Origin of the sequence: Bradyrhizobium sp. HKCCYLRH3073, from assembly GCF_051167995.1 — a bacterium.
GTDB lineage: Bacteria > Pseudomonadota > Alphaproteobacteria > Rhizobiales > Xanthobacteraceae > Bradyrhizobium.
On sequence record NZ_JBNPUD010000023.1, the window covers coordinates 1 to 18,584 of the forward strand.

An 18,584-nucleotide genomic window follows, 5' to 3' on the forward strand; every position below is an offset into this window, starting at 1 on the left:
TCCCCCACCAAGCCAACGCGTCCTCGGAACAGCCGGCGTTCACGACGAAACTACTGCCGAGTTTTTCAACGGAATCGGTCAAAAGCAGTCTTCCGACGGTCGAACGACTTGCTTCCGGTTGAACCCGGGCCGCAAGATCTGGGATGAATCAATCAGCGACACCGGCAAGGGATGCGTAGCCATGTCACTGGCTTCCAGCGAGATGCTGACGGAAAAACCTGATCATCTCAGCGTGAAGGTGTTGATGAAAATCGTGACGGTCGAAGCCCGGCGCATCGGTGCAAGCCGACGGGTTACCCTGCGCTTCCTTCGGTGTGCAGGTCGCAAGGAAAGAGAAGTGTTTGGCGTCTGTGACGAAGTGATAATCCGGTCTCGGAAGCCCTTGTTTGATCGCTGCCGCACAGCATCCTGACAGGCCATCGCCGTTCTGAGCAGGATCGGAACTCCACAATTGCACGGGAACCGCTACTTCCTTCAGGTTCTTCTCGGGGAACACAAATGCCGGATAAGGATCAACGATGACGGCGGCCCTCACACGCGGATCGGACGTGACTGGCTGACCGGGCGCCTCGCCGTTTTCCAGCTGCTTGCAGGCCAACAGGCTGGACGTCGCGCAATTGGGCAGGCCCTTTCGCAAATCGGGATGACCACCGATGACGGCAAGACCCGTATAGCCGCCAAACGAAAATCCGTAGAGACCGATACGCTGGGCGTCGATGCGCGCCGCGTCGGGCCAGCCATCGAGCATGTAGTCGATCAGCCGCTTGATATCCGCAGGGCGCTCCACCAGCACCGAAAGGCTATCGGTACGGCTGGTGTCGCGCCAGGTGTCACCGGGATGATTGTGTGCAGCGACGACAAAGCCCGCGTCGGCCAAGGCGGCTGCAGTGTCATGGTGGCCGCCGAACTATCCTCGTCTGCCGTGCGATATCACGATGAGGGGAAGCTTTTCCCCTGTCACGGCGCATCCGGGGACTGCAAGGAAAATGGCACCACGTGCATCCATTTCGCGCGGGGTCTCTGCACAAGGTGTCCAAACGAGCAGCCTGATCGCCGGTCCCATCCCGCCAGCAGGAGTGTCGAAATTTTTGACACCCGCCGCGTTCGCCACTGTCAGCTCAAGGACAAAACAGAAAGCAGTTAGCAAAATAACGAGACGCATTCTTGGCTCCTGCGGGAAGAGGGCCTGCACAATGGGGAGTTGAACCAACCGATTATGTCGCCTTCGGGTTAAAAGCGGGATCAGCCGTTGTGGCCGAAACGCTGGCTCCCCGGCGTCTTCGACGTGCTCGTCGGGCAAATCACCGCCGATCCTGCGCGCAGCCATCGAACTTGCCAAGCGCAGCGCGCGAAACATGCCATGGATGTAGGTCGAAATTCGCTCGTCGGATCAATCCGATGTCGCAGCTCGTCGCTGCCAGGAAAAAATCACTTTCTTTTTTCCAGAAATCATGCATGATGCACGCATCCTGTCCCGCCGAGAGGGGCGTAGCGCGCGATCGTCACGACACGTGGGGCAGGGATGCGGTGGCCGTGTTGTGTCGCAGCGTGCTCAGCGCATGTGGACGAACGACGCATCACGGACGCGAAGTCGTGTGGTCCTGGCCTCCCGGTGCCGAGGTCAAGTTCGCGACGAGGGCTTGTGCTCTCGCGCGATGCGACGGGGTCAATCAGCCGGTCCCCGAGGAGAGCGCGAAGGAAGCGTTAAGACCGCCGCGCAGGGAATGCCGGTTGATCGGCTTTGCCTGTGGTACCTGCCGCCTGCATTTTTTTCAGCAGGCGGGCCATGGGTGAGGTCTTCACCCGGCATTCCCTGCGCCCTCTCGATGTCATCGAAGGGCGGTCGATCGCAGGACTCGGGCGTGATCCGCCGCGAGAGTGCGAACGTGCGCGTGGTTGTTTGAAGCGTGAATAGCAACTGAGCCGTCTCTCCGTGCTGTCCACGACTTCGAAGTTTTGTTCCCGCGGACATGATGAAGTTTCGGCCATTTGGAACCGGAACTGCAGCCGATCCCTTGGTGTTGAACGGCATCTCGAACACACTGGAGGAGAGAGATGATGAGAACCCGTCTTGCCGTTTCGCTGATCGCCACCTCGCTGCTGGCATCGACCGCCGCGTTCGCCCAGTCCACGACCGTCGAAGGGGCCGCCAATGGCGCGGCGGCTGGCGGCGCGGTCGCCGGTCCGGTCGGCGCCATGGTCGGCGGCACGGTCGGTGCGGCCGTTGGCGCCGCGGTGGAGATCCCGAATGCGGTGATCACGTCGATCGATGCCGAGCGTGCGCCCTCGGTCGTGGTGCATGAGCGCGTCGTGGTCGGCGAGCCGCTGCCCGCCACCGTCGAACTGCGTCCGGTACCGCGCTACACCGAGTATCGCTATGCGGTCGTCAACGATCGCCGCGTGATCGTCGATCCGCGCACCCGCCGCGTCATCAAGATCATCGAGTAATCTGACATCATCGCGCCGGAAGGCCCCGCCGCAAACCGTGGCGGGGCCTTTCTGCGTTCAGGTGGTCTGGGTGCGGATCTGGCGCGCGAGCCAGTCGAGCGCGGCGGCCAGGCCGAAGCCGATGCAGGCGGTGGTGGCGTCGACGATGAAATCCTCCAGCCGCGCATGACGCCCGGGTGCCAGGAATTGCGCCAGCTCCAGCGCCCCGATCAGGATGACCGCGATCCCTGTGGTGAGCAGCCGATGGCTGCGATAGGCGAGGCCGAAGGCCAGGCCGATCAGGACGAAGGCGAGGGCGTGCTCGCCGTCCTGTCCGAGATGGGAATGCGGCCGGTAGTTCGGCGGGCCCAGCGTCGCGAAGGCGACGGCTGCGGCGAGCAGCCAGGCCGAAAGGCGGAATACGATCTTCATGAGCTCTGCTTAGCACGATCCGGGCTGTGGGCCGGGCTCACAGCGGCTTGAGCCCCTAGTGTAGTTAACGCGGCGCGGGTCGAGGTTCATGGCGTCTCATCTTACCGCGCGGCGCCGTCGCCGGGCTTTTCAGATCGGCTGCCGCACGCCCAACCCCTGCATGAAGCGCTCGCGAATCTGCGCGGGATCGCGCCGGGTGGCGCCGACGCCGGGCTTGTCGTCGATGCGGGCCGCGATCAGCACCGGGCCGGCGGTTCCCAGCGCCAGATCGACGAGGCGTTCGAAATCCTCCTCATCTGCGGCCCAATGGCTGGCGCGAATGCCGCATCCTGCGGCAATGGCTGCGACGTCGGCCTGCCGGGCCGAGGTCGGCTGGCTGCCGGTGATCTGGTAGACGCCGTTGTCCATGACGATGATGGCCAAATTTTTCGGCGCCAGCGTCGCAATCGTGGCGAGGCAGCCGAGCTGCATCAGCAGCGAGCCGTCGCCTTCGAGCGCGAACACCCGGCGCTGCGGCTGCGCCAGCGCGACGCCGAGCGCGATCGGGCAGGCCAGCCCCATGCTGCCGAGCATGTAGAAGTTCTGCGGCCGCGGGCCCGCCGCCCACAGATCGAAATTGGTGTTGCCGATGCCGCCGATGACGGCTTCCTCATGCTTGAGCTTCGCAACCAGCCGGCAGGTAAGGTCATGGCGGTTCATGATCTTGGTGTTGAGGATCGGCGCGGTCATGCGAACACCTTTCCGCCGGTGAGCAGCGGGGAGAGGATCAGCGCCACCGGCGCCTGCGTCGCGACCGCCTGCTTGATCGAGCGGTCGACGATGAAGTCGAGCTCGTCGAGCCGCGTCATGGTGTGATGCTCCATCGCCAGCGCATCGAGCACCGGCCGCATGGTCCGGCACACCAGCGACTGGCCGACATTGAATTCGCCGAGCGTGCCGCGCTCCGACACGAGCATGATGAGCGGGATCTGGCAGGGCACGACCAGCGAGGCCAGCACGTTGGGCAAGGTCGCGAAGCCCGAGGTCTGCATCAGGAGCGCGCCGCGCCGCCCGCCCATCCAGGCGCCGGCGAGAATGCCGACCGCTTCCTCCTCGCGCGCGGTCGCAAACGTCGTGAAGAACGGATCGTCGTGCAGGCTCCGGATCAGCGGCGTCAGGACGCGGTCGGGAACGTAGGGGATGAGATCGACGTCGTTGCGCTTGAACGTCTGCAGCACGATCTCGTGCCAATTCGGCACAGCGGCTGCGGATCGCGCCGCGTCGGCATCGGCGGCCATTGCTGTTCCTCCGGTCGTCCCTGATGGGGCTCTGTTTGGTGCCGAGCTTGACGGCACCGGGACGATTGTCAACATGCCGGCCCGGCCGGTCAGGCATCCGCCTTTCAAGTCGGAAATCAAGAACCAAGATACCAGGAGGTCGCCTGTTCATGGCCGCGAATTCCAAGCGCGTCTTCTACGTCAAATATCTCGCGCACCCGATCTTCAGCGAGCTGCTCGCCGCACGCCCCGACGTCCGGCTCGACCGGCTGGAGAACGAGAGCTCCGAGGCCGAGACGGCGCCGATCCTCGCGGCGGCCCAAGCCTACCAGATCGGGGCGGCCCGGGACGAGCTCGCGCCGCGCTTCCATGTCGATGCGGAGCTGCTCGCCCGCGCGCCGAACCTCCTGATCGTGTCCAGCAACGGCGCGGGATACGATCCCGTCGATGTCGAGGCCTGCACCGCGGCCGGCGTCCTGGTCGTGAACCAGTCCGGCGGCAACGCGCATTCGGTGGCGGAGCACACGCTCGGCATGATGCTGACCCTGTCGAAGCGCATCATCCAGTCCGACCGCCGGCTGCGCCGCGAGCCCGATGTCAACCGCAACGATCTGATCGGCAACGAGGTGCAGGGGCGGACGATCGGCATCGTCGGACTTGGCAATGTCGGCCGCCGGGTTGCCGAGCTGTGTCGCGGCCTCCTCGGCATGACGGTGCTGGCCTATGACCCCTATCTCTCGTCGGAGGAGATCGCGGCCCGCGGCGCGGAGAAGGTGGACCTCCATGACCTGATGCGGCGCTCGGATTTCGTCTCGATCAACTGCCCGCTGACGAGAGACAGCCGCGGCATGATCGGCGCCCGGGAGTTTGTGCTGATGCAGCCGCATGCCTATTTCGTCACCACCGCCCGCGGCTTCATCCACGATGAGGAGGCGCTGTTCGCTGCTCTGAGCGAAAAGCGTATCGCCGGCGCCGGGCTCGACGTCTGGGCCAAGGAGCCGCCGCCGCTGGATCATCCGCTGCTCCAATTCGACAACGTGCTGGCGAGCCCGCATACCGCCGGCGTGACGCGGGAGGCGCGGCAGAACATGGGCCGGATCGCGGCCGAGCAACTGCTCGCCGCGCTCGACGGCGGCCGGCCGCCGCGCCTGATCAATCCCGAGGCCTGGCCGCGCTACAGCGCCCGTTTCCGCGAGGCGTTCGGAGTGGCGCCGGGCTAGCCGGGAGAGGGGGAGTTGCGGGGAGAAGATTTCATGCGTCGCAAGCTGCGGGGTGGTAATGAATCTTCTCTCCCGGGCGGCTGCGGCGACGTGGACATTGCTATTTTCCGCGCCGTCTCGACAGCCCGGCGGCGGCTGATCATTTTTCCAGAGGCGCCATGAGCTTAGGCCATTTTTTTCGCTCGGCGCAGAAGGGAAACTGGTCCGATGCGCCGGCTGAACGCCATCCTGAAGTCGACCCATGGCCGCGTCCGTCGCGCCGTCTCGCAGTTCGTCGCGATTGCCGCCGCAAGCCTGCCTTCGGTCGGAGCCTGAGCGCCGGTTCCACGAGCTGCGTCAAATATTTGCGTCGGCCGCTTGATATCGGTCAACAGCGGACGGAGAAGCGCGCTAACATCTCCTCGATCACTGCGTGAGAGGCAGGAGGTTGCATGTCGCGCTACGTCATCCATTTCCTGAAGGACGTGCTGGGCGAGAATGGCCGCCAGTGCGAGATTTGCCAGAGCACGCTGGAGGTTGAGGCCGACAGCGAAGGCGAAGCCGCAGAAATCGCAAAGTCCAGGTTCTGCGAACAGCAGGAGCTGCGCGACTGGTCGCTGCACGCCGACCGCATCGAGGTGAAGGCGGCCGACTTTCCCTCCTGAGCTGCGGGCTCAGCGGCCCAGCCCAGCCGGTGCATCGCGGGCCCCGGGGCCCAGCGAGCGCTGCACCATCACGGTGTCGCACCAGCGGCCGTAGCGGTAGGCGACGCCCGGCAGCAGCCCCACTCTGGCGAACCCGAAGCGTTCGTGAATGCCGAGCGAGGCGACGTTGTCGGCGTCGATATAGCCGATCATCTGCCGATATCCCGCCGCGGCGGAAGCATCGATCAGCGCCTGCATCAGCAGCCGGCCGACACCGCGGCCGAGATGCTCATGGTGGACATAGATCGAATGCTTGACCGCGAACCGATAGGCCGGCCGCTTCCTGAACAGGACGACATAGGCATAGCCCACGACCTCGCCGCGGAATGTCGCAACCAGATGCGGCAGGCGATGATTGCGCAGATTCTTGCGCCGCTGCTTGAGATCGTCCGGCTCCGGCGCGCCGGAACCGGGGGCGCTGTCCTCGACCCCGCGGCGGACGTGCCGCCGGTAGATCGAGAGCATGGCCTCGACGTCCTCGTCGCGTGACGGCCTGACGAGGACCGGCGGCTCGGTCTCGCCAGCCGTGATCGTGCTGTCCATGGTTCGAATTACTCTGCGCAGACATAGGTATGGAGCCGGACCCGGCCGGACTCGTCGAGCTCCTTGTACAGCCCCTGGATCTCGACGTCGAAGCCGGGATAGGCGTTGAACGCCCGCTCGAACATCTTGAGGTAATCGATCATCGGCTGGGCGCGCGCGGAGAGCCGCTCGCCCGGAACGATGGTGGCGATGCCCGGCGGATAGACCACGAACGGCGTCGTCGCAACGCGCCCGGCGATCTGGTCGATCGGCAGGTAATCGACCTCGTTGCGCATCAGCGCACGCGCTGCCTCACGCGGCGACATCGCGATCTCCGGCAAATGCTGCGGCTGGAACTGCTTTGCCTGCAGCGCGCTCACCTCGGCGTCGCGATAGAACCGATGCATCTCGCCGCAGAGGTCGCGCAGCCGCAGCTTGCCGTAGCGCGCAAAGCGCTTCCGGGTGAACTCCGGAATGGCGTCCTCCAGCAGCACGTTGTCATCGTGGAGCCGCTTGAAGGCGACCAGACCGCTGATCAGGGTTCCGGCCTTGCTGGCCTCGACACCCGGCGTCAGCAGGAACAGCAGCGAGTTGAGATCGTTCTTCTCCGCCACGATGCGGTTCTCGCGCAGATATTGCGCGACGATCGGCGCCGGGATGCCGTGGTCGGCATAGCCGCCGGTGGCGCGATCAAAGCCTGGGGTCAGCAGGGTCAGCTTGTTCGGATCGGTCATCGTGAAGCCGGCGGCGAGATCCGGAAAGCCGTGCCATGCGGCCCCGGGCGCGAGCTGCCAGAGGGACGCGTCGGTCGCGAGCTGGTCGGTCGAGATCGCCTCCCAGGCCACATCGTGGCTGGCTCCGGGATTGGCCGCATCGGGAATCGAGACGCGATCCGGCACGAACGGCTCGAAGAACCAGCGCCGTGCCGGATCCTTCTCCTTCTCCTCGAATTCCCTGCGCATCGCCCGGATCTTCTTGCGCAATTCGATGCCGAGCCGGATCGTGTCGTCCCACAGCACCTCGCCGGAGCGGCCCTTCATCATCTGCGCGCCGACGTCCAGCGAGGCGAACAGCGGATAGAACGGCGATGTCGAGGCGTGCTGCATGAAGCTCTCGTTGAAGCGCCGATGCTCGATCCGCCGCCGCTGCCCCTTGATGTGGCGGTCCTTGACGTGGATCTGCGAGGCCTGGGAGAAGCTCGCGAGCTGCTTGTGGGTCGATTGCGTGGCGATGATGCCTGGTGCGTCGGGTCCGAGATCGCCGAGGCCCATGGCGAAGCGGCCGGCATAGAGCGGGTGGAACTTCATGAACCCCGCCCAGGCCTCGTCGAACATGATGTAGTCGCAGAGGTGGCCGATCCGCTTCAGGATCATCTCGGCGCTGTGGATCGTGCCGTCATAGGTGCACTGCTCGACCACCGCGACGCGGAACGGCCGCTCCTTGCGCCAGGCGTCGGGGTCCTTCACCAGCGGGTTGTCGCGGATTTGTTGCCGCAGGTGCTGCTCGTCGAGCAGGTCCCAGCGCATCGGGCCGATCAGGCCCCAGGGGTTGCGAACTGTCGGGACGTAGATCGGGACGCCGCCCGAGATGAGCAGCGCACCATGATGGGCCGCCTTGTGGTTGTTGCGGTCGAACAGCACGAGGTCACCATCGGTGACCAGCGCGCCCAACACGACCTTGTTGGAGGTCGAGGTGCCGTTGAGGACGAAATAGGTCTTCTCGGCGCCAAAGATTTGCGCCGCTTCCTTCTGCGCGCGCAGCGCCGGTCCCTCATGGGTCAGGAGATCACCGAGATCGAGCACGGAATTGTCAAGGTCGTCGCGGAATACGGCTTCGCCGAGATGCTCGACGAAGATCCGGCCGATCGGGCTGCGGCTGTAGAACACGCCGCCATTGTGTCCGGGACAGGTCCAGAGCTGGTTGCCTTCCTCGGCATAGTCGACCAGCGTGCCGAAGAACGGCGTTTTCAGCGTCTCGGCATATTGCTTCAGCCGGCTGATCAGGTTCTTGGCGATGAAGGCGGGCGTCTCCTCGGAGAGGAAGACATAGCCGTCGATGAAATCGAGCACCTCGACCGGCAGGTCCTCGAAGCGCTTGCGCCGAATCAGCAGGATGATCGGGAAGTCCAGACCGCGCCGGCGCATCAGGTTGATCAGCGACGCCGTCTTGCCTTCCAGGCCCTTCTTGCCCCAATCGACGACCATGCAGCCGATCGCGGCATCCGTCTGCACCGCGATCTCGGCGTCCTCCAGCTTGCGGGCGCGCACCACCTCGAAGCCCGAGCGCTGGATCTCCTCAATGATCTGGTTGAAGCGGACGCCGGCGAGATCGTCGGTCTCGAACACCGGCGCGGCGAACAGGAAGGTGAAGCGGCGGAAGTAATCCATGAGCGTCTTTCGGGCTGGGTGGGGCAGCCACCTGTCGTCACGTTCGATGACGGTTCGATGACAATCGGGCACTCACGGAGCTTGTCTCGGCCGTCTCGCGGTGGCAATCGTCCCGAACCCGAGTGACGCTGAAAGGATCCGCGGTGCTTCCTGAATGGATCAGCCTTGATTGTGCGGCCCCGTCCGAACTCCATCGGCAGGCGGCGCTGGAACGCCAGGCGCAGTTGACCAAGCCGTTTGGCGCCCTTGGGCGATTGGAGCAGGTGGCGGTCGAACTGGCGGCGCTGCAGGCCCTGGAACGGCCGGGGGCCGACAGGGTCCCGGTGGTGCTGTTCGCAGGGGATCACGGCATCGCGGCGCAGGGCGTGTCGGCCTATCCGCCGGAAGTGACGGTGCAGATGCTGCACAACTTCGCGGCCGGTGGTGCGGCGATCTCGGTGCTGGCGCGCAGCCTGGGCTGCCCGCTTGAGGTGGTCGACGTCGGGACGCTGGCGCATGAGCCGGTGCCCGGCGTCGTCGTCGACAAGCCACGGCGCGGCACCCGCGATTTCAGCACCGAGGCGGCGCTGACGCCGGAGGAGGTTGCGTTCGCGGTGGAAGCCGGACGGCGCGCGGTGCTGCGGCAGGCCGATCACGCGCCGCAACTCGTGATCTTCGGCGAGATGGGGATCGGCAACACGACGTCGGCGGCAGCGATCGCCGCAGCGCTGCTGTCCTGTGCGCCTGCGGACACCGTCGGCAGCGGCACCGGGCTCGACGCCGACGGGCGGGCCAGGAAGGCCGCGGTGATCGCCGACGCATTGCGGCGACACGGGCTCACGGCGGGAGCGGCCGTCGCGGACATCCTGAAAGCGGTCGGCGGCTTCGAGATCATCGCGATGGCCGGCGCGATCGTCGCCGCCGCGCAGCGGCGCTGGCCGGTGCTGGTCGACGGCTTCATCGTCTCGGTCGCGGCGCTGGTTGCCGTCCGCCTCAATCCTTCCTGCCGTCCGTGGCTGTTGTTCTCTCACCGCTCGGCCGAACGCGGCCACGCCATCGTGCTCGACGTGCTCGGCGCCCGTCCTCTGATCGACCTCGATCTGCGGCTCGGCGAGGCCTCGGGCGCCGCCACCGCGCTGCCGATCATCAGGCTGGCCTGCGCGCTCCACGGGGGCATGGCGACCTTCGCGGAGGCCGCCGTCTCGGGAGCCAAGTCCTGATGCGGATCGATCTGCTGCGGCACGGGACGACGGGGCGGGATGGCCATCTCGATGGCCGCACCGATCCGCCGCTCAGCGAATCCGGCTGGGATCAATTCCGGCGGCAGACGCAGAGCCGGATCTGGCGCAGCGTCGTCAGCTCGCCGTTGGCGCGCGCACGTGCGGCAGCGGAGGATTATGCGCGTCAGACCGGCTGCGCGCTGAACATCGACGCGGATTGGAGCGAGCTCGATTTCGGGCGCTGGGACGGGCGAAGCCGCCGTGACATCGCCGCCGAGTCCGGGGGTGAAGGCTTGCTCGACGCCTTTCATGCCGATCCCACAGTCCGGGCACCGGGCGGTGAGAGCTGGGTCGATCTGCGAGCGCGTGTCACGCGCGCGACTGATCGCATTCTGGCAAAGTCCGAGTCTGCGCCGGTTCTGGTGGTGACGCATGGCGGCGCCATGCGTGCCGCGTTGTCGCATCTGCTTGGCTGGCCGCTGCGCCAGCTATGGAGCCTCCGTATCTGTCCCGGCACGCGGATCACGCTCGAAGCCGGGCAGGGCGATGATGGTGTAGCTTGGGGCGAAATCGTCGAGATCATCCAGCCATGAGTCTGCGTGAATTCTGGATCGCATTGCAGTTCCTGACGCGGCTACCGACACCGCGCGTCGCGGAGTCGCGGCCGGACGATCTTGCGCGGGCGTCGGTCTGGTTTCCGGCAGCCGGACTGGTGATTGGCGCCTGTCTGGCGCTGATCGCCCGCCTTTTTCATGAGGCCGATCCGTGGATCGTCGCGCTCGCCGTGCTGGTCGCCTGGATCTGGATCACCGGCGCGCTGCATCTCGACGGGCTCGGCGACGTCGCCGATGCGTTCGGCGCCGCGCATGGCAAGCCCGAGCGCTTCGTCGCCGTGCTCGGCGATCCCCATGCCGGCAGCTTCGCCGTGGTCGCGATATCGCTGCAGATCGCCGCCAAGCTGGTGCTGACCGCCGAGCTGGCCACGGGCCCGACGGCCTGGGTGCTGCTGCTGATCCCGGCCTGGGCACGGCTGGGAACGCTGGTCTGCACCAAGACGCTACTGTCGTTGAAGCCGGGGCTCGGCGCGAGCGTCTCGAACAGCGTCGGTTGGAATGTCATTATCGCGTGGGGCGGCGTGCTCGTGATCGCCGCGCTGGCCGGCGCGGTCCCGACGCTGCTCGCCATCGTGCTCCTGCCGGCGGTCGCATTCTATTGGCAATGGCGGCTCGGCGGCATCACTGGTGATTGCCATGGCGCCAGCATCGAGGTCACGGAAACGCTGCTGCTTGCCGCCTGCGTGCTCGGCTAGAAGGCGCCGCCGAGCGCCTGCGCCAGCCGCTGCCACTCGGACTCATCGCCCGGCAGGCCGAAGCGCAGCCAGTTTGGCTGAGCCGGAAAACGCCGAACGTGGATGCCGTGCCGGGCGAGCCGCTCGGCCAATGCGGCAGCATTCGCGTTCTCGACCAGCCTGAACAGGGGTGTTCCGCCAAGAGCCCTGGAACCGAGGCTGTGAATTTGGCAGCCGGACGCGGTCAGCATCGTATCGAGCCGTTGTCCGTCGGACACCAGCCTCACGCGTGCGTCCCGCAGCCATTGGTCGTCAGCCAGAGCAATCGAACCTATCGCAAGCGCAGGTCCAGACACGGCCCATGGACCCAGCGCACGGCGCAATTGATCGGCCAGGTCCTGGGAAGTTATGGCAAAGCCGAGCCTCAATCCTGCCAGGCCGTAAGCCTTTCCGAACGATCGCAACACCAGAGTGGCTGGTGGCAAGCTCGGAATCAGGCTCGCCTCCACGGGACAGAAATCAGCAAAAGCTTCGTCTACCACAAGCAGGCCGTTGCGACGCGCGAGCGTCACGCCGAGCAAGTGGAGCGTGGCGCGTGGCAGCAATCGTCCAGTGGGATTGTTCGGGTTGACCACAATGGCGACGTCTGCTTCCGCCAGCGCATCGACCTTGTCGACCAAACGCACTCGGTGACCGCAGCGGCGCCAGCAGAGCTCATGTTCTTCGTAGGTCGGCGTAAACACAGCGACCGAACTTGAAGCGCGCAGGCGCGGCAGAATCTGCAGCAGCGCTTGGGTGCCTGCGGCCGCAACAATCGATGCGGGTGTCTGCAGGCGGTACCGTGCAGCGGCAACGGACAGCAGCGCGTCCTCGTCGGGCTTGCTGGGCAACCGTGTCCAGCTCTCAGCCGGGACCGTCGGCACGGGGTAAGGGATCGGATTGATGCCGGTCGACAGATCGATCCACGGCAGCGGTGCGTCCGGGTAGAGACGGCTGACCGCAGCGAGATCGCCGCCGTGAAGGATCGCTTCCGGCTCATCCTTATGCGTGCTAGTCGCTCTGTCGTCCATCTCGTTCCTTTACATGCCTTTCCTTCAGCGGAGATCGATGTTCGTCTCTCTCGCGCTCACGGCGCTCCTCGTCGAGGCGGCCGTGGGCTATCCCCAGGTCCTGGTGCAGCGGATCGGTCATCCCGTGATGTGGATGGGCGCGCTGATAGCATGGGGCGACCGCCGCTGGAACAGGGCAGCAGACAGCTTTGCCGCACGACGCGCGCGCGGCATTGGGCTGGTGTGCCTGCTCGTCGTCGGGATGATGGCCACCGGCCTTATTGCAGCATGGGTCGTGCAGGCGCTCGTCGGCGAGCCGGTTGCAACCATCATCATTGGTGTGGCGGCAAGCAGCCTGCTGGCCCAGCGCAGTCTCGATACGCATGTCGCAGCCGTCGCCGAAGGATTGGAGCAGCAGGGACTCGACGGCGGCCGCCAAGCCGTCTCCATGATCGTCGGCCGCGATCCCGAGCGGCTGGATGAAGCCGGCGTCGCGCGGGCTGCGGTCGAGAGCCTGGCGGAAAACTTCTCCGATGGAGTCGTCGCGCCGTTGTTCTGGCTCGTTGTCGGCGGATTGCCGGGCATCCTGATCTACAAGGCTCTCAACACCGCCGACAGCATGATCGGTCACCTCTCGGACCGTCACCGCGCGTTCGGCTGGGCGGCGGCGCGGCTCGACGATCTCGTCAATCTGCCGGCCTCGCGCCTGTCCGCGCTGTGGATCGCAGCCGCTGCGGCCTGCATCCCCAGCGCCTCGACTTCGGCCGCGGTGCGAGCCGTTACACGCGATGCATCGAAGCATCGTTCGCCCAATGCCGGCTGGCCGGAAGCGGCGATGGCCGGTGCACTCGGACTGCGCCTGGCGGGCCCGCGCGTCTATCACGGTCATCTCGTCACCGACGCCTGGATGGGAGACGGGCGCGCCGATCTCGACGCGTCCGACATCCGGCGCGCCTTGCGGCTGTATCGGCTAGCGTGTCTGGTTCAGGCCGTGGTCGTCGCAGGACTCGTCCTGGTCAGGATCGTGTAGCCGCCTCCGGTGGTGCGGGCTGGCTGGCCAGCGCGAGGATGCGGTCGACGTCGACGTGGCGTTCAAGATGCGCCGCGAATGCATCCAACGTCGTGTCCACATCGGTCTCATAGACGAGGCCGCTCGTCGTCGAGCCGAGGCCGCGCAGCCAGTGGCTACGCAGGCCGTCGTCGGCGAACAGGCCATGTACGTAGCAGCCGGCAACCAGGCCATCGGCCGTGATGGCACCATCGCGCCGGCCATCGGAGAAGGTCAGGAAGGGGCGCTGTGTCGCCAGTCCCTCGGTGCGGCCGATATGCATCTCGTAGCCGTGAAACGACAATTGACCGTCCATCAGCGTGCCCTGGACCTCGCGCAACGCCTTGTCGTCGGTCAGGGTCGTTTCGACGTCAAGCAGCCCAAGTCCCGTGACAGAACCAGATGCCCCCTCGTGTCCGTCGGGATCGCTGATCATGCGTCCGAGCATCTGATAGCCGCCGCAGATGCCGAGCACGCGGCCGCCGCGGCGCAGATGCGCGATGAGATCGATGTCCCAGCCGGCGTCACGCAGGGCGCTGAGATCGGCGATCGTCGCCTTCGAGCCCGGCAGGATCACGATGGATGCGTCGCCAGGAATCGGCGTGCCCGGGCGCAGGAACTGCAGGTCGATTCCGTCCTCCAGCCGCAACGGATCGAACTCGTCGAAATTGGAGATGCGCGGATAGGCGAGGATGACGACCTTCGGCCTGCGTCCTTCCGATGATCCGCGTTCAGCCAGTCCGAGCGCATCCTCGGCGGGCAGGCGGCGCGCATCGGAAAAATGCGGAATGAGCCCGAGCGACGTCCAGCCCGTCCGCTGCGCGATCTCGTTGATGCCCGACGCGAATAACGCCGGATCGCCGCGGAACTTGTTGACGAGGAAACCCGCGATGCGTGCGGCATCCGCGGGCGCGATCACCGCCTGGGTGCCGACCAGGCTCGCAATGACGCCGCCGCGGTCGATGTCGCCGATCAGCACCACCGGAATCTGCACCGCCTGGGCAAAGCCCATGTTGGCGATATCGCCGGCGCGCAGGTTGATCTCGGAGGCGGAGCCGGCGCCTTCGACCAGCACGATGTCGGCATCAGCAGCCAGATGGTGAAAGCTCTCGAGCACCGCATTCATCAATTGCGGCTTCATCGCCTGATAGGCCGACGCCTTGGCGTTGCCGATGACGCGGCCCTGCACCACGACCTGCGACCCGATCTCGCTCTGCGGCTTCAGCAGCACCGGGTTCATGTGCACCGTCATCGGCCGCCGCGCCGCGCGCGCCTGCAGCGCCTGGGCGCGGCCGATCTCGCCGCCATCCGTGGTGACGGCGGCGTTGTTCGACATGTTCTGCGGCTTGAACGGCGCCACTTTCAGGCCGCGCAAGGTCAGCGCACGCGCGAGCCCCGCGACGATCAGCGATTTGCCGACGTCGGAGCCGGTGCCCTGGAACATGATGGCGCGCGCGCTCATGAGCCTAGTACTCGATGCCTTCCTGCGCCTTCACGCCGGCCGCGAAATGATGCTTCACGAGGTTCATCTCGGTCACGAGATCGGCGGCCTCGATCAGCTCCGGCTTGGCGTTGCGGCCGGTGACGACCACGTGCAGGTCGGGACGGCGCCCTGCGAGCGTGGCGACGACGTCGGTGATATCAAGGTGATCGTAGCGTAGCGCGATGTTGAGCTCATCGAGGACGAGCAGCCGGATCGACGGATCCGCCATCAGCTCCTTTGCCTTGGCCCAGGCGCGCTCGGCCGCGGCGACGTCGCGCGCACGATCCTGGGTCTCCCACGTGAAGCCTTCCCCGAGCGTGTGCCACGACACCTGGTCGCCGAACGTCTCGATCGCCTTGCGCTCGCCGGTTTCCCACGCGCCCTTGCCGAACTGCACGACGCCGATGCGAAAGCCGCGGCCGATCGCGCGCAGCATCAGGCCCCACGCCGCCGTCGATTTGCCCTTGCCCTTGCCGGTGTGAACGATGAGCAGGCCCTTCTCCACGGTCTTGGAGGCGACCTCGGCATCCTGCACCGCCTTGCGGTTCTCCATCTTCGCCTTGTGGCGTGAATCGTCGGCGCTTTCGGTCACGGGCATGTTCTCCTTGTCACTTCAAAGTCAACGGCAGTCCTGCCGCCATCAGGATTACGCGATCGGCCACGGCCGCGACGTCCTGGTTCAATCGTCCCTGGGCATCGCGAAAGGCGCGTGCGAGCGCGTTGTCCGGCACGATGCCCAGTCCGACTTCGTTGGACACGACCACGATCGGGCCATGCGCGTTCCTGAGCGCGTCGATCAACTCGGCGCATCTGGCCGGCACGTCCATGTCGGCGAGCATCACATTGCTGAGCCAGAGCGTCAGGCAATCGATCAGCATGGGCGTGCCCGAATCTCCGCTTGCCCGGACGAGGCTAGCTAGATCATGCGAGGTCTCCAGCGTCTGCCATCCCTCGGTGCGGCGCGCCTTGTGCTGGGCGATCCGGTCGGTCATTTCGGCGTCGAACGCCTGCGCCGTCGCAACATAGGTCCAGGGCGGCGGAACGGCGGTGACGATGGCCTCGGCATGGCGGCTCTTGCCCGAGCGCGCGCCGCCGAGCACCAGCGTCAGGCGCGGCAGGACGGGGTGCGGCGGGGCAGGGACCATGGGGACGATTCCGATTGACGGGCTTTGACGCGACCCGTATCTAACAGATGACGGTTCTCCGAAAGGAGAGATTTAGGGAACACGGTGCGGGTTCTTGACCCAAGGCCGTGGCTGCCCCCGCAACTGTAATCGGCGAGTGTGAGGCCAAGACACCACTGGGAAACCGGGAAGGTGGCCTGATGCAGCGACCCGAGAGCCAGGAGACCTGCCGTCGACATTGCTGTTGGCCGACCCGTCGCGCGGGGAGTCGCGATGCTGGTTCTGATCCCGCCGGGATGGGCGGGATGCCGTCGGATGCAGCGCATCGTCCGGTCCTCTGGGGAGCCGGCAAGCGACGGAGACGGCCATGAAGTTGACCCGTACCACGATCTTTGCAGCCGCGAGCCTGTTGCTGCTCGCCGCCGATCCCGCCTTCGCGCATCACATGATGGGCGGCAAGCTGCCGCAGACGTTTGCGCAGGGGATGCTGTCCGGCCTCGGCCATCCCATCATCGGAATCGACCATCTGGCGGCGATCGTGGGCGCAGGCATCGTTGCAGCTCTTCTGGGCCGCGGCTTCGCGCCGGTGCTCGCCTTCACCACCGCGATGATCGCGGGCGTCGGCCTGCATGTGGCCAAGGCCAACATCCCGGCTGCCGAGCTGCTGGTCGGCCTGACCACCGCCGTGGTTGGGCTGGTGGTGGTGATGCGTGGGCGTTTCGGCGTGTTGCCGGTTGCCGGCCTGTTCGCCGTGACCGGCCTCGTCCACGGATATGCGCTGGGTGAATCGATCGTCGGCGCCGAGAACTCTCCGCTTGGAGCCTATCTCGCCGGGCTGCTCGTGATCCAGACCGTCATCGCGGCCGGTGCGTTCCTCGGCACCAGGCTGCTGTCGGCGAAGGCCAAGGCGGCTGCGCCGCTGGCGCTGCGGCTCGCGGGCGCTGCCATCGTGCTGGTGGGCGGCGTTGCCGCCGCAACGGCCGCCGGCGTGATCGGCTGATTGATGATCGCATCGGAGACTGGAGAGACGACGCTGTTCGTCTGCGTCACCTGCCGCACGCAGGCGCCTGAAGCTGCGCCGCCGGACGAGCCGCGGGCCGGTGCCCGTTTGCTCGCAGCCATCGAGACGGTGCCGGCCGCGCAGCGCGCCGGCGTCACCGTTGTCGGTGTCGAGTGCCTGTCGAACTGCAATCGTGCGTGCACGGTTGCGGTGACAGCGCCGGGCAAATGGACCTATGTGCTCGGCGCGCTCGATCCGGATCTGCATGCGCGGGATGTGCTGGCATTCGCGCAGCTGCATCAGCGCCATGATGCGGGCCTGCCGGCCTGGCGCGAGCGCCCGGAATACATCCGCAAGAACACCGTCGCGCGCGTGCCTGCGCTGTCGGCGCCACGCTGAAACCGAGAGATCGCATCGCCATGACGAAGTCGTTCGCCAAGACGCCTTGCACCATCGTCACCGGTTTTCTCGGCGCCGGCAAGACGACGCTGGTGCGCAATCTGATCGAGACCGCGAACGGCCGCCGGCTCGCCATCATCGTCAACGAGTTCGGCGACGTCGGCATCGACGGCGACATCCTGAAAGGCTGCGGCGTGCCGGACTGTCCGGAGGATCGCATCGTCGAGCTGTCGAACGGCTGTCTGTGCTGCACCGTCGCCGACGATTTCGTTCCCGCGCTCAGGAGCCTGCTGGACCAGAAGGAGCCGCCGGAGCATATCGTGATCGAGACCTCGGGGCTGGCGCTGCCGAAGCCGCTGGTGCAGGCCTTCAACTGGCCCGAGATCGCGACGCGTGTCACGGTCGACGGCGTCGTGGCGGTCGTCGACGGCCCGGCGGTGGTTGCGGGCCGCTTCGCCGACGATCCGGAAGCGCTCGCGGCGCAGCGCGCCACCGATGCCTCGCTCGATCACGACAACCCGCTGGAGGAGGTCTACGAGGACCAGCTGCTGTGCGCCGATCTCGTCGTGATGAACAAGAGCGATCTGATGAGCGAGGAGCAGCGCAAGGATGTCGCCGCCGAGATTGCCGCCAAGGTGCAGCGCGCCGTCAAGGTGATCGCGACCGAGCATGGCAGGCTGTCGGCGTCGGTGCTGCTCGGGCTCGGCGCCGCGGCGGAGGATGATCTCGCCGCCCGGCCGTCGCATCACGACAACGAGGCCGAGCATGATCACGACGATTTTGAGAGCTTCGTGCTCGACGTCCCGGCGCAGGCCTCGCCCGATGCGCTCGTCGACCGCATCGCGGCCGCCGTCGATGCGCATGATGTCTTGCGGGTGAAAGGGTTCGTGGAAGTTGCCGGCAAGCCGCTGCGCCTCCTGGTGCAGGCCGTGGGCAGCCGCATTCAGCACCAGTTCGAGCGCCCGTGGCGCTCGGGCGAATCGCGGCAGGGGCGGTTGGTGATCATCGGCGAGCGCGGCCTCGATGCCGCCGCCATCCAGAGCCTGATCACAGGGTAGGCGTCACCG

21 protein-coding genes and 1 riboswitch are annotated in these 18,584 nt (G+C 66.2%); of the genes, 10 read left to right on the forward strand and 11 right to left on the reverse strand.

The window, feature by feature from the left end; all coding sequences use genetic code 11:
- Nucleotides 1-184: 184 nt before the first annotated feature.
- Entirely contained in the window at nucleotides 185-877 is a 693-nt protein-coding gene (locus tag ACQR1X_RS30930) for an alpha/beta hydrolase family protein (protein ID WP_434900242.1), read from the reverse strand.
- A gap of 424 nt (nucleotides 878-1,301) precedes the next feature.
- A complete protein-coding gene (locus tag ACQR1X_RS30935; protein ID WP_434900243.1) occupies nucleotides 1,302-1,457 on the reverse strand; it encodes a hypothetical protein in 156 nt (51 codons plus the stop codon).
- A gap of 601 nt (nucleotides 1,458-2,058) precedes the next feature.
- Here ACQR1X_RS30935 and ACQR1X_RS30940 point away from each other — a divergent pair.
- Complete coding sequence (locus tag ACQR1X_RS30940; RefSeq protein WP_315805169.1) at nucleotides 2,059-2,448, forward strand: DUF1236 domain-containing protein; 390 nt, start codon at nucleotides 2,059-2,061, stop codon at nucleotides 2,446-2,448.
- Nucleotides 2,449-2,505: 57 nt separating this feature from the next.
- On the opposite strand, the gene ACQR1X_RS30945 is transcribed toward ACQR1X_RS30940, so the two are convergent.
- The 3 genes from ACQR1X_RS30945 to ACQR1X_RS30955 all read right to left on the reverse strand — a co-directional run bounded on the left by ACQR1X_RS30945 (nucleotide 2,506) and on the right by ACQR1X_RS30955 (nucleotide 4,136).
- Complete coding sequence (locus tag ACQR1X_RS30945) at nucleotides 2,506-2,859, reverse strand: VanZ family protein (RefSeq protein WP_316218496.1); 354 nt, start codon at nucleotides 2,857-2,859, stop codon at nucleotides 2,506-2,508.
- Between the two features lie 129 nt (nucleotides 2,860-2,988).
- On the reverse strand, nucleotides 2,989-3,588 hold the full coding sequence (locus ACQR1X_RS30950; protein ID WP_315805112.1) for a thiamine pyrophosphate-dependent enzyme: 600 nt from the start codon (nucleotides 3,586-3,588) through the stop codon (nucleotides 2,989-2,991).
- Nucleotides 3,585-4,136, reverse strand: coding sequence for a thiamine pyrophosphate-binding protein (locus ACQR1X_RS30955; protein ID WP_316218495.1), 552 nt, complete (start codon nucleotides 4,134-4,136; stop codon nucleotides 3,585-3,587). Before ACQR1X_RS30955 ends, ACQR1X_RS30950 begins: the two co-directional genes overlap by 4 nt.
- A 149-nt stretch (nucleotides 4,137-4,285) precedes the next feature.
- On the opposite strand from ACQR1X_RS30955, the gene ACQR1X_RS30960 reads away from it, so the two are divergent.
- The gene (locus ACQR1X_RS30960) at nucleotides 4,286-5,335 is read left to right on the forward strand and encodes a hydroxyacid dehydrogenase (protein ID WP_434900244.1); all 1,050 of its coding nucleotides are present in this window, start codon (nucleotides 4,286-4,288) and stop codon (nucleotides 5,333-5,335) included.
- Between the two features lie 431 nt (nucleotides 5,336-5,766).
- Nucleotides 5,767-5,979 (forward strand): hypothetical protein, encoded by a 213-nt coding sequence (locus ACQR1X_RS30965; protein WP_315805115.1) that lies wholly within the window; start codon nucleotides 5,767-5,769, stop codon nucleotides 5,977-5,979.
- Nucleotides 5,980-5,988: 9 nt separating this feature from the next.
- Here ACQR1X_RS30965 and ACQR1X_RS30970 read toward each other — a convergent pair whose 3' ends face one another.
- Both ACQR1X_RS30970 and ACQR1X_RS30975 read right to left on the reverse strand, forming a co-directional pair.
- The gene (locus ACQR1X_RS30970) at nucleotides 5,989-6,561 is read right to left on the reverse strand and encodes a GNAT family N-acetyltransferase (RefSeq protein ID WP_434882681.1); all 573 of its coding nucleotides are present in this window, start codon (nucleotides 6,559-6,561) and stop codon (nucleotides 5,989-5,991) included.
- Nucleotides 6,562-6,569: 8 nt separating this feature from the next.
- Complete coding sequence (locus ACQR1X_RS30975; RefSeq protein ID WP_434900245.1) at nucleotides 6,570-8,927, reverse strand: Orn/Lys/Arg decarboxylase N-terminal domain-containing protein; 2,358 nt, start codon at nucleotides 8,925-8,927, stop codon at nucleotides 6,570-6,572.
- Nucleotides 8,928-9,070: 143 nt separating this feature from the next.
- Here ACQR1X_RS30975 and cobT point away from each other — a divergent pair, with 143 nt between their 5' ends.
- The 3 genes from cobT to cobS are packed head-to-tail and all read left to right on the forward strand — an operon-like array spanning nucleotide 9,071 to nucleotide 11,435.
- On the forward strand, nucleotides 9,071-10,126 hold the full coding sequence (cobT, locus tag ACQR1X_RS30980) for a nicotinate-nucleotide--dimethylbenzimidazole phosphoribosyltransferase (RefSeq protein ID WP_316182761.1): 1,056 nt from the start codon (nucleotides 9,071-9,073) through the stop codon (nucleotides 10,124-10,126).
- Nucleotides 10,126-10,719: a histidine phosphatase family protein gene (locus ACQR1X_RS30985; protein WP_434888105.1), complete on the forward strand. Its 594-nt coding sequence runs from the start codon at nucleotides 10,126-10,128 to the stop codon at nucleotides 10,717-10,719. The genes cobT and ACQR1X_RS30985 overlap by 1 nt, the downstream gene beginning before the upstream one ends.
- Nucleotides 10,716-11,435, forward strand: coding sequence for an adenosylcobinamide-GDP ribazoletransferase (gene cobS / locus ACQR1X_RS30990; protein ID WP_315805120.1), 720 nt, complete (start codon nucleotides 10,716-10,718; stop codon nucleotides 11,433-11,435). The genes ACQR1X_RS30985 and cobS overlap by 4 nt, the downstream gene beginning before the upstream one ends.
- On the opposite strand, the gene cobD is transcribed toward cobS, so the two are convergent.
- Nucleotides 11,432-12,484 carry a threonine-phosphate decarboxylase CobD gene (gene cobD / locus ACQR1X_RS30995; RefSeq protein WP_315805121.1) on the reverse strand — a complete coding sequence of 351 codons (1,053 nt, stop codon included), beginning with the start codon at nucleotides 12,482-12,484 and terminating at the stop codon, nucleotides 11,432-11,434. The genes cobS and cobD overlap by 4 nt on opposite strands.
- 37 nt (nucleotides 12,485-12,521) lie before the next feature.
- On the opposite strand from cobD, the gene cbiB reads away from it, so the two are divergent.
- Complete coding sequence (gene cbiB, locus ACQR1X_RS31000; protein ID WP_434900246.1) at nucleotides 12,522-13,493, forward strand: adenosylcobinamide-phosphate synthase CbiB; 972 nt, start codon at nucleotides 12,522-12,524, stop codon at nucleotides 13,491-13,493.
- Here the strand turns inward: cbiB and ACQR1X_RS31005 are convergent.
- Genes ACQR1X_RS31005 through cobU form a run of 3 tightly spaced genes read right to left on the reverse strand, consistent with a single transcriptional unit; the run spans nucleotide 13,480 to nucleotide 16,139 of the window.
- On the reverse strand, nucleotides 13,480-14,973 hold the full coding sequence (locus tag ACQR1X_RS31005; protein WP_315805123.1) for a cobyric acid synthase: 1,494 nt from the start codon (nucleotides 14,971-14,973) through the stop codon (nucleotides 13,480-13,482). The two genes, cbiB and ACQR1X_RS31005, sit on opposite strands and share 14 nt — an antisense overlap.
- A 4-nt stretch (nucleotides 14,974-14,977) precedes the next feature.
- On the reverse strand, nucleotides 14,978-15,586 hold the full coding sequence (gene cobO, locus ACQR1X_RS31010; RefSeq protein ID WP_315805124.1) for a cob(I)yrinic acid a,c-diamide adenosyltransferase: 609 nt from the start codon (nucleotides 15,584-15,586) through the stop codon (nucleotides 14,978-14,980).
- A gap of 16 nt (nucleotides 15,587-15,602) precedes the next feature.
- Entirely contained in the window at nucleotides 15,603-16,139 is a 537-nt protein-coding gene (gene cobU, locus ACQR1X_RS31015) for a bifunctional adenosylcobinamide kinase/adenosylcobinamide-phosphate guanylyltransferase (RefSeq protein WP_434896332.1), read from the reverse strand.
- Nucleotides 16,140-16,173: 34 nt separating this feature from the next.
- Nucleotides 16,174-16,366: riboswitch (cobalamin riboswitch) on the forward strand.
- Between the two features lie 119 nt (nucleotides 16,367-16,485).
- Here cobU and ACQR1X_RS31020 point away from each other — a divergent pair.
- From ACQR1X_RS31020 to cobW, 3 genes are read left to right on the forward strand one after another with little or no spacing between them, the layout of a single operon-like run.
- Complete coding sequence (locus ACQR1X_RS31020; protein WP_315805126.1) at nucleotides 16,486-17,118, forward strand: HupE/UreJ family protein; 633 nt, start codon at nucleotides 16,486-16,488, stop codon at nucleotides 17,116-17,118.
- 3 nt (nucleotides 17,119-17,121) lie between these two features.
- Nucleotides 17,122-17,517: a DUF1636 domain-containing protein gene (locus ACQR1X_RS31025; RefSeq protein WP_315805170.1), complete on the forward strand. Its 396-nt coding sequence runs from the start codon at nucleotides 17,122-17,124 to the stop codon at nucleotides 17,515-17,517.
- Nucleotides 17,518-17,537: 20 nt separating this feature from the next.
- On the forward strand, nucleotides 17,538-18,575 hold the full coding sequence (gene cobW, locus ACQR1X_RS31030) for a cobalamin biosynthesis protein CobW (protein WP_315718434.1): 1,038 nt from the start codon (nucleotides 17,538-17,540) through the stop codon (nucleotides 18,573-18,575).
- Nucleotides 18,576-18,584 lie beyond the last annotated feature (9 nt).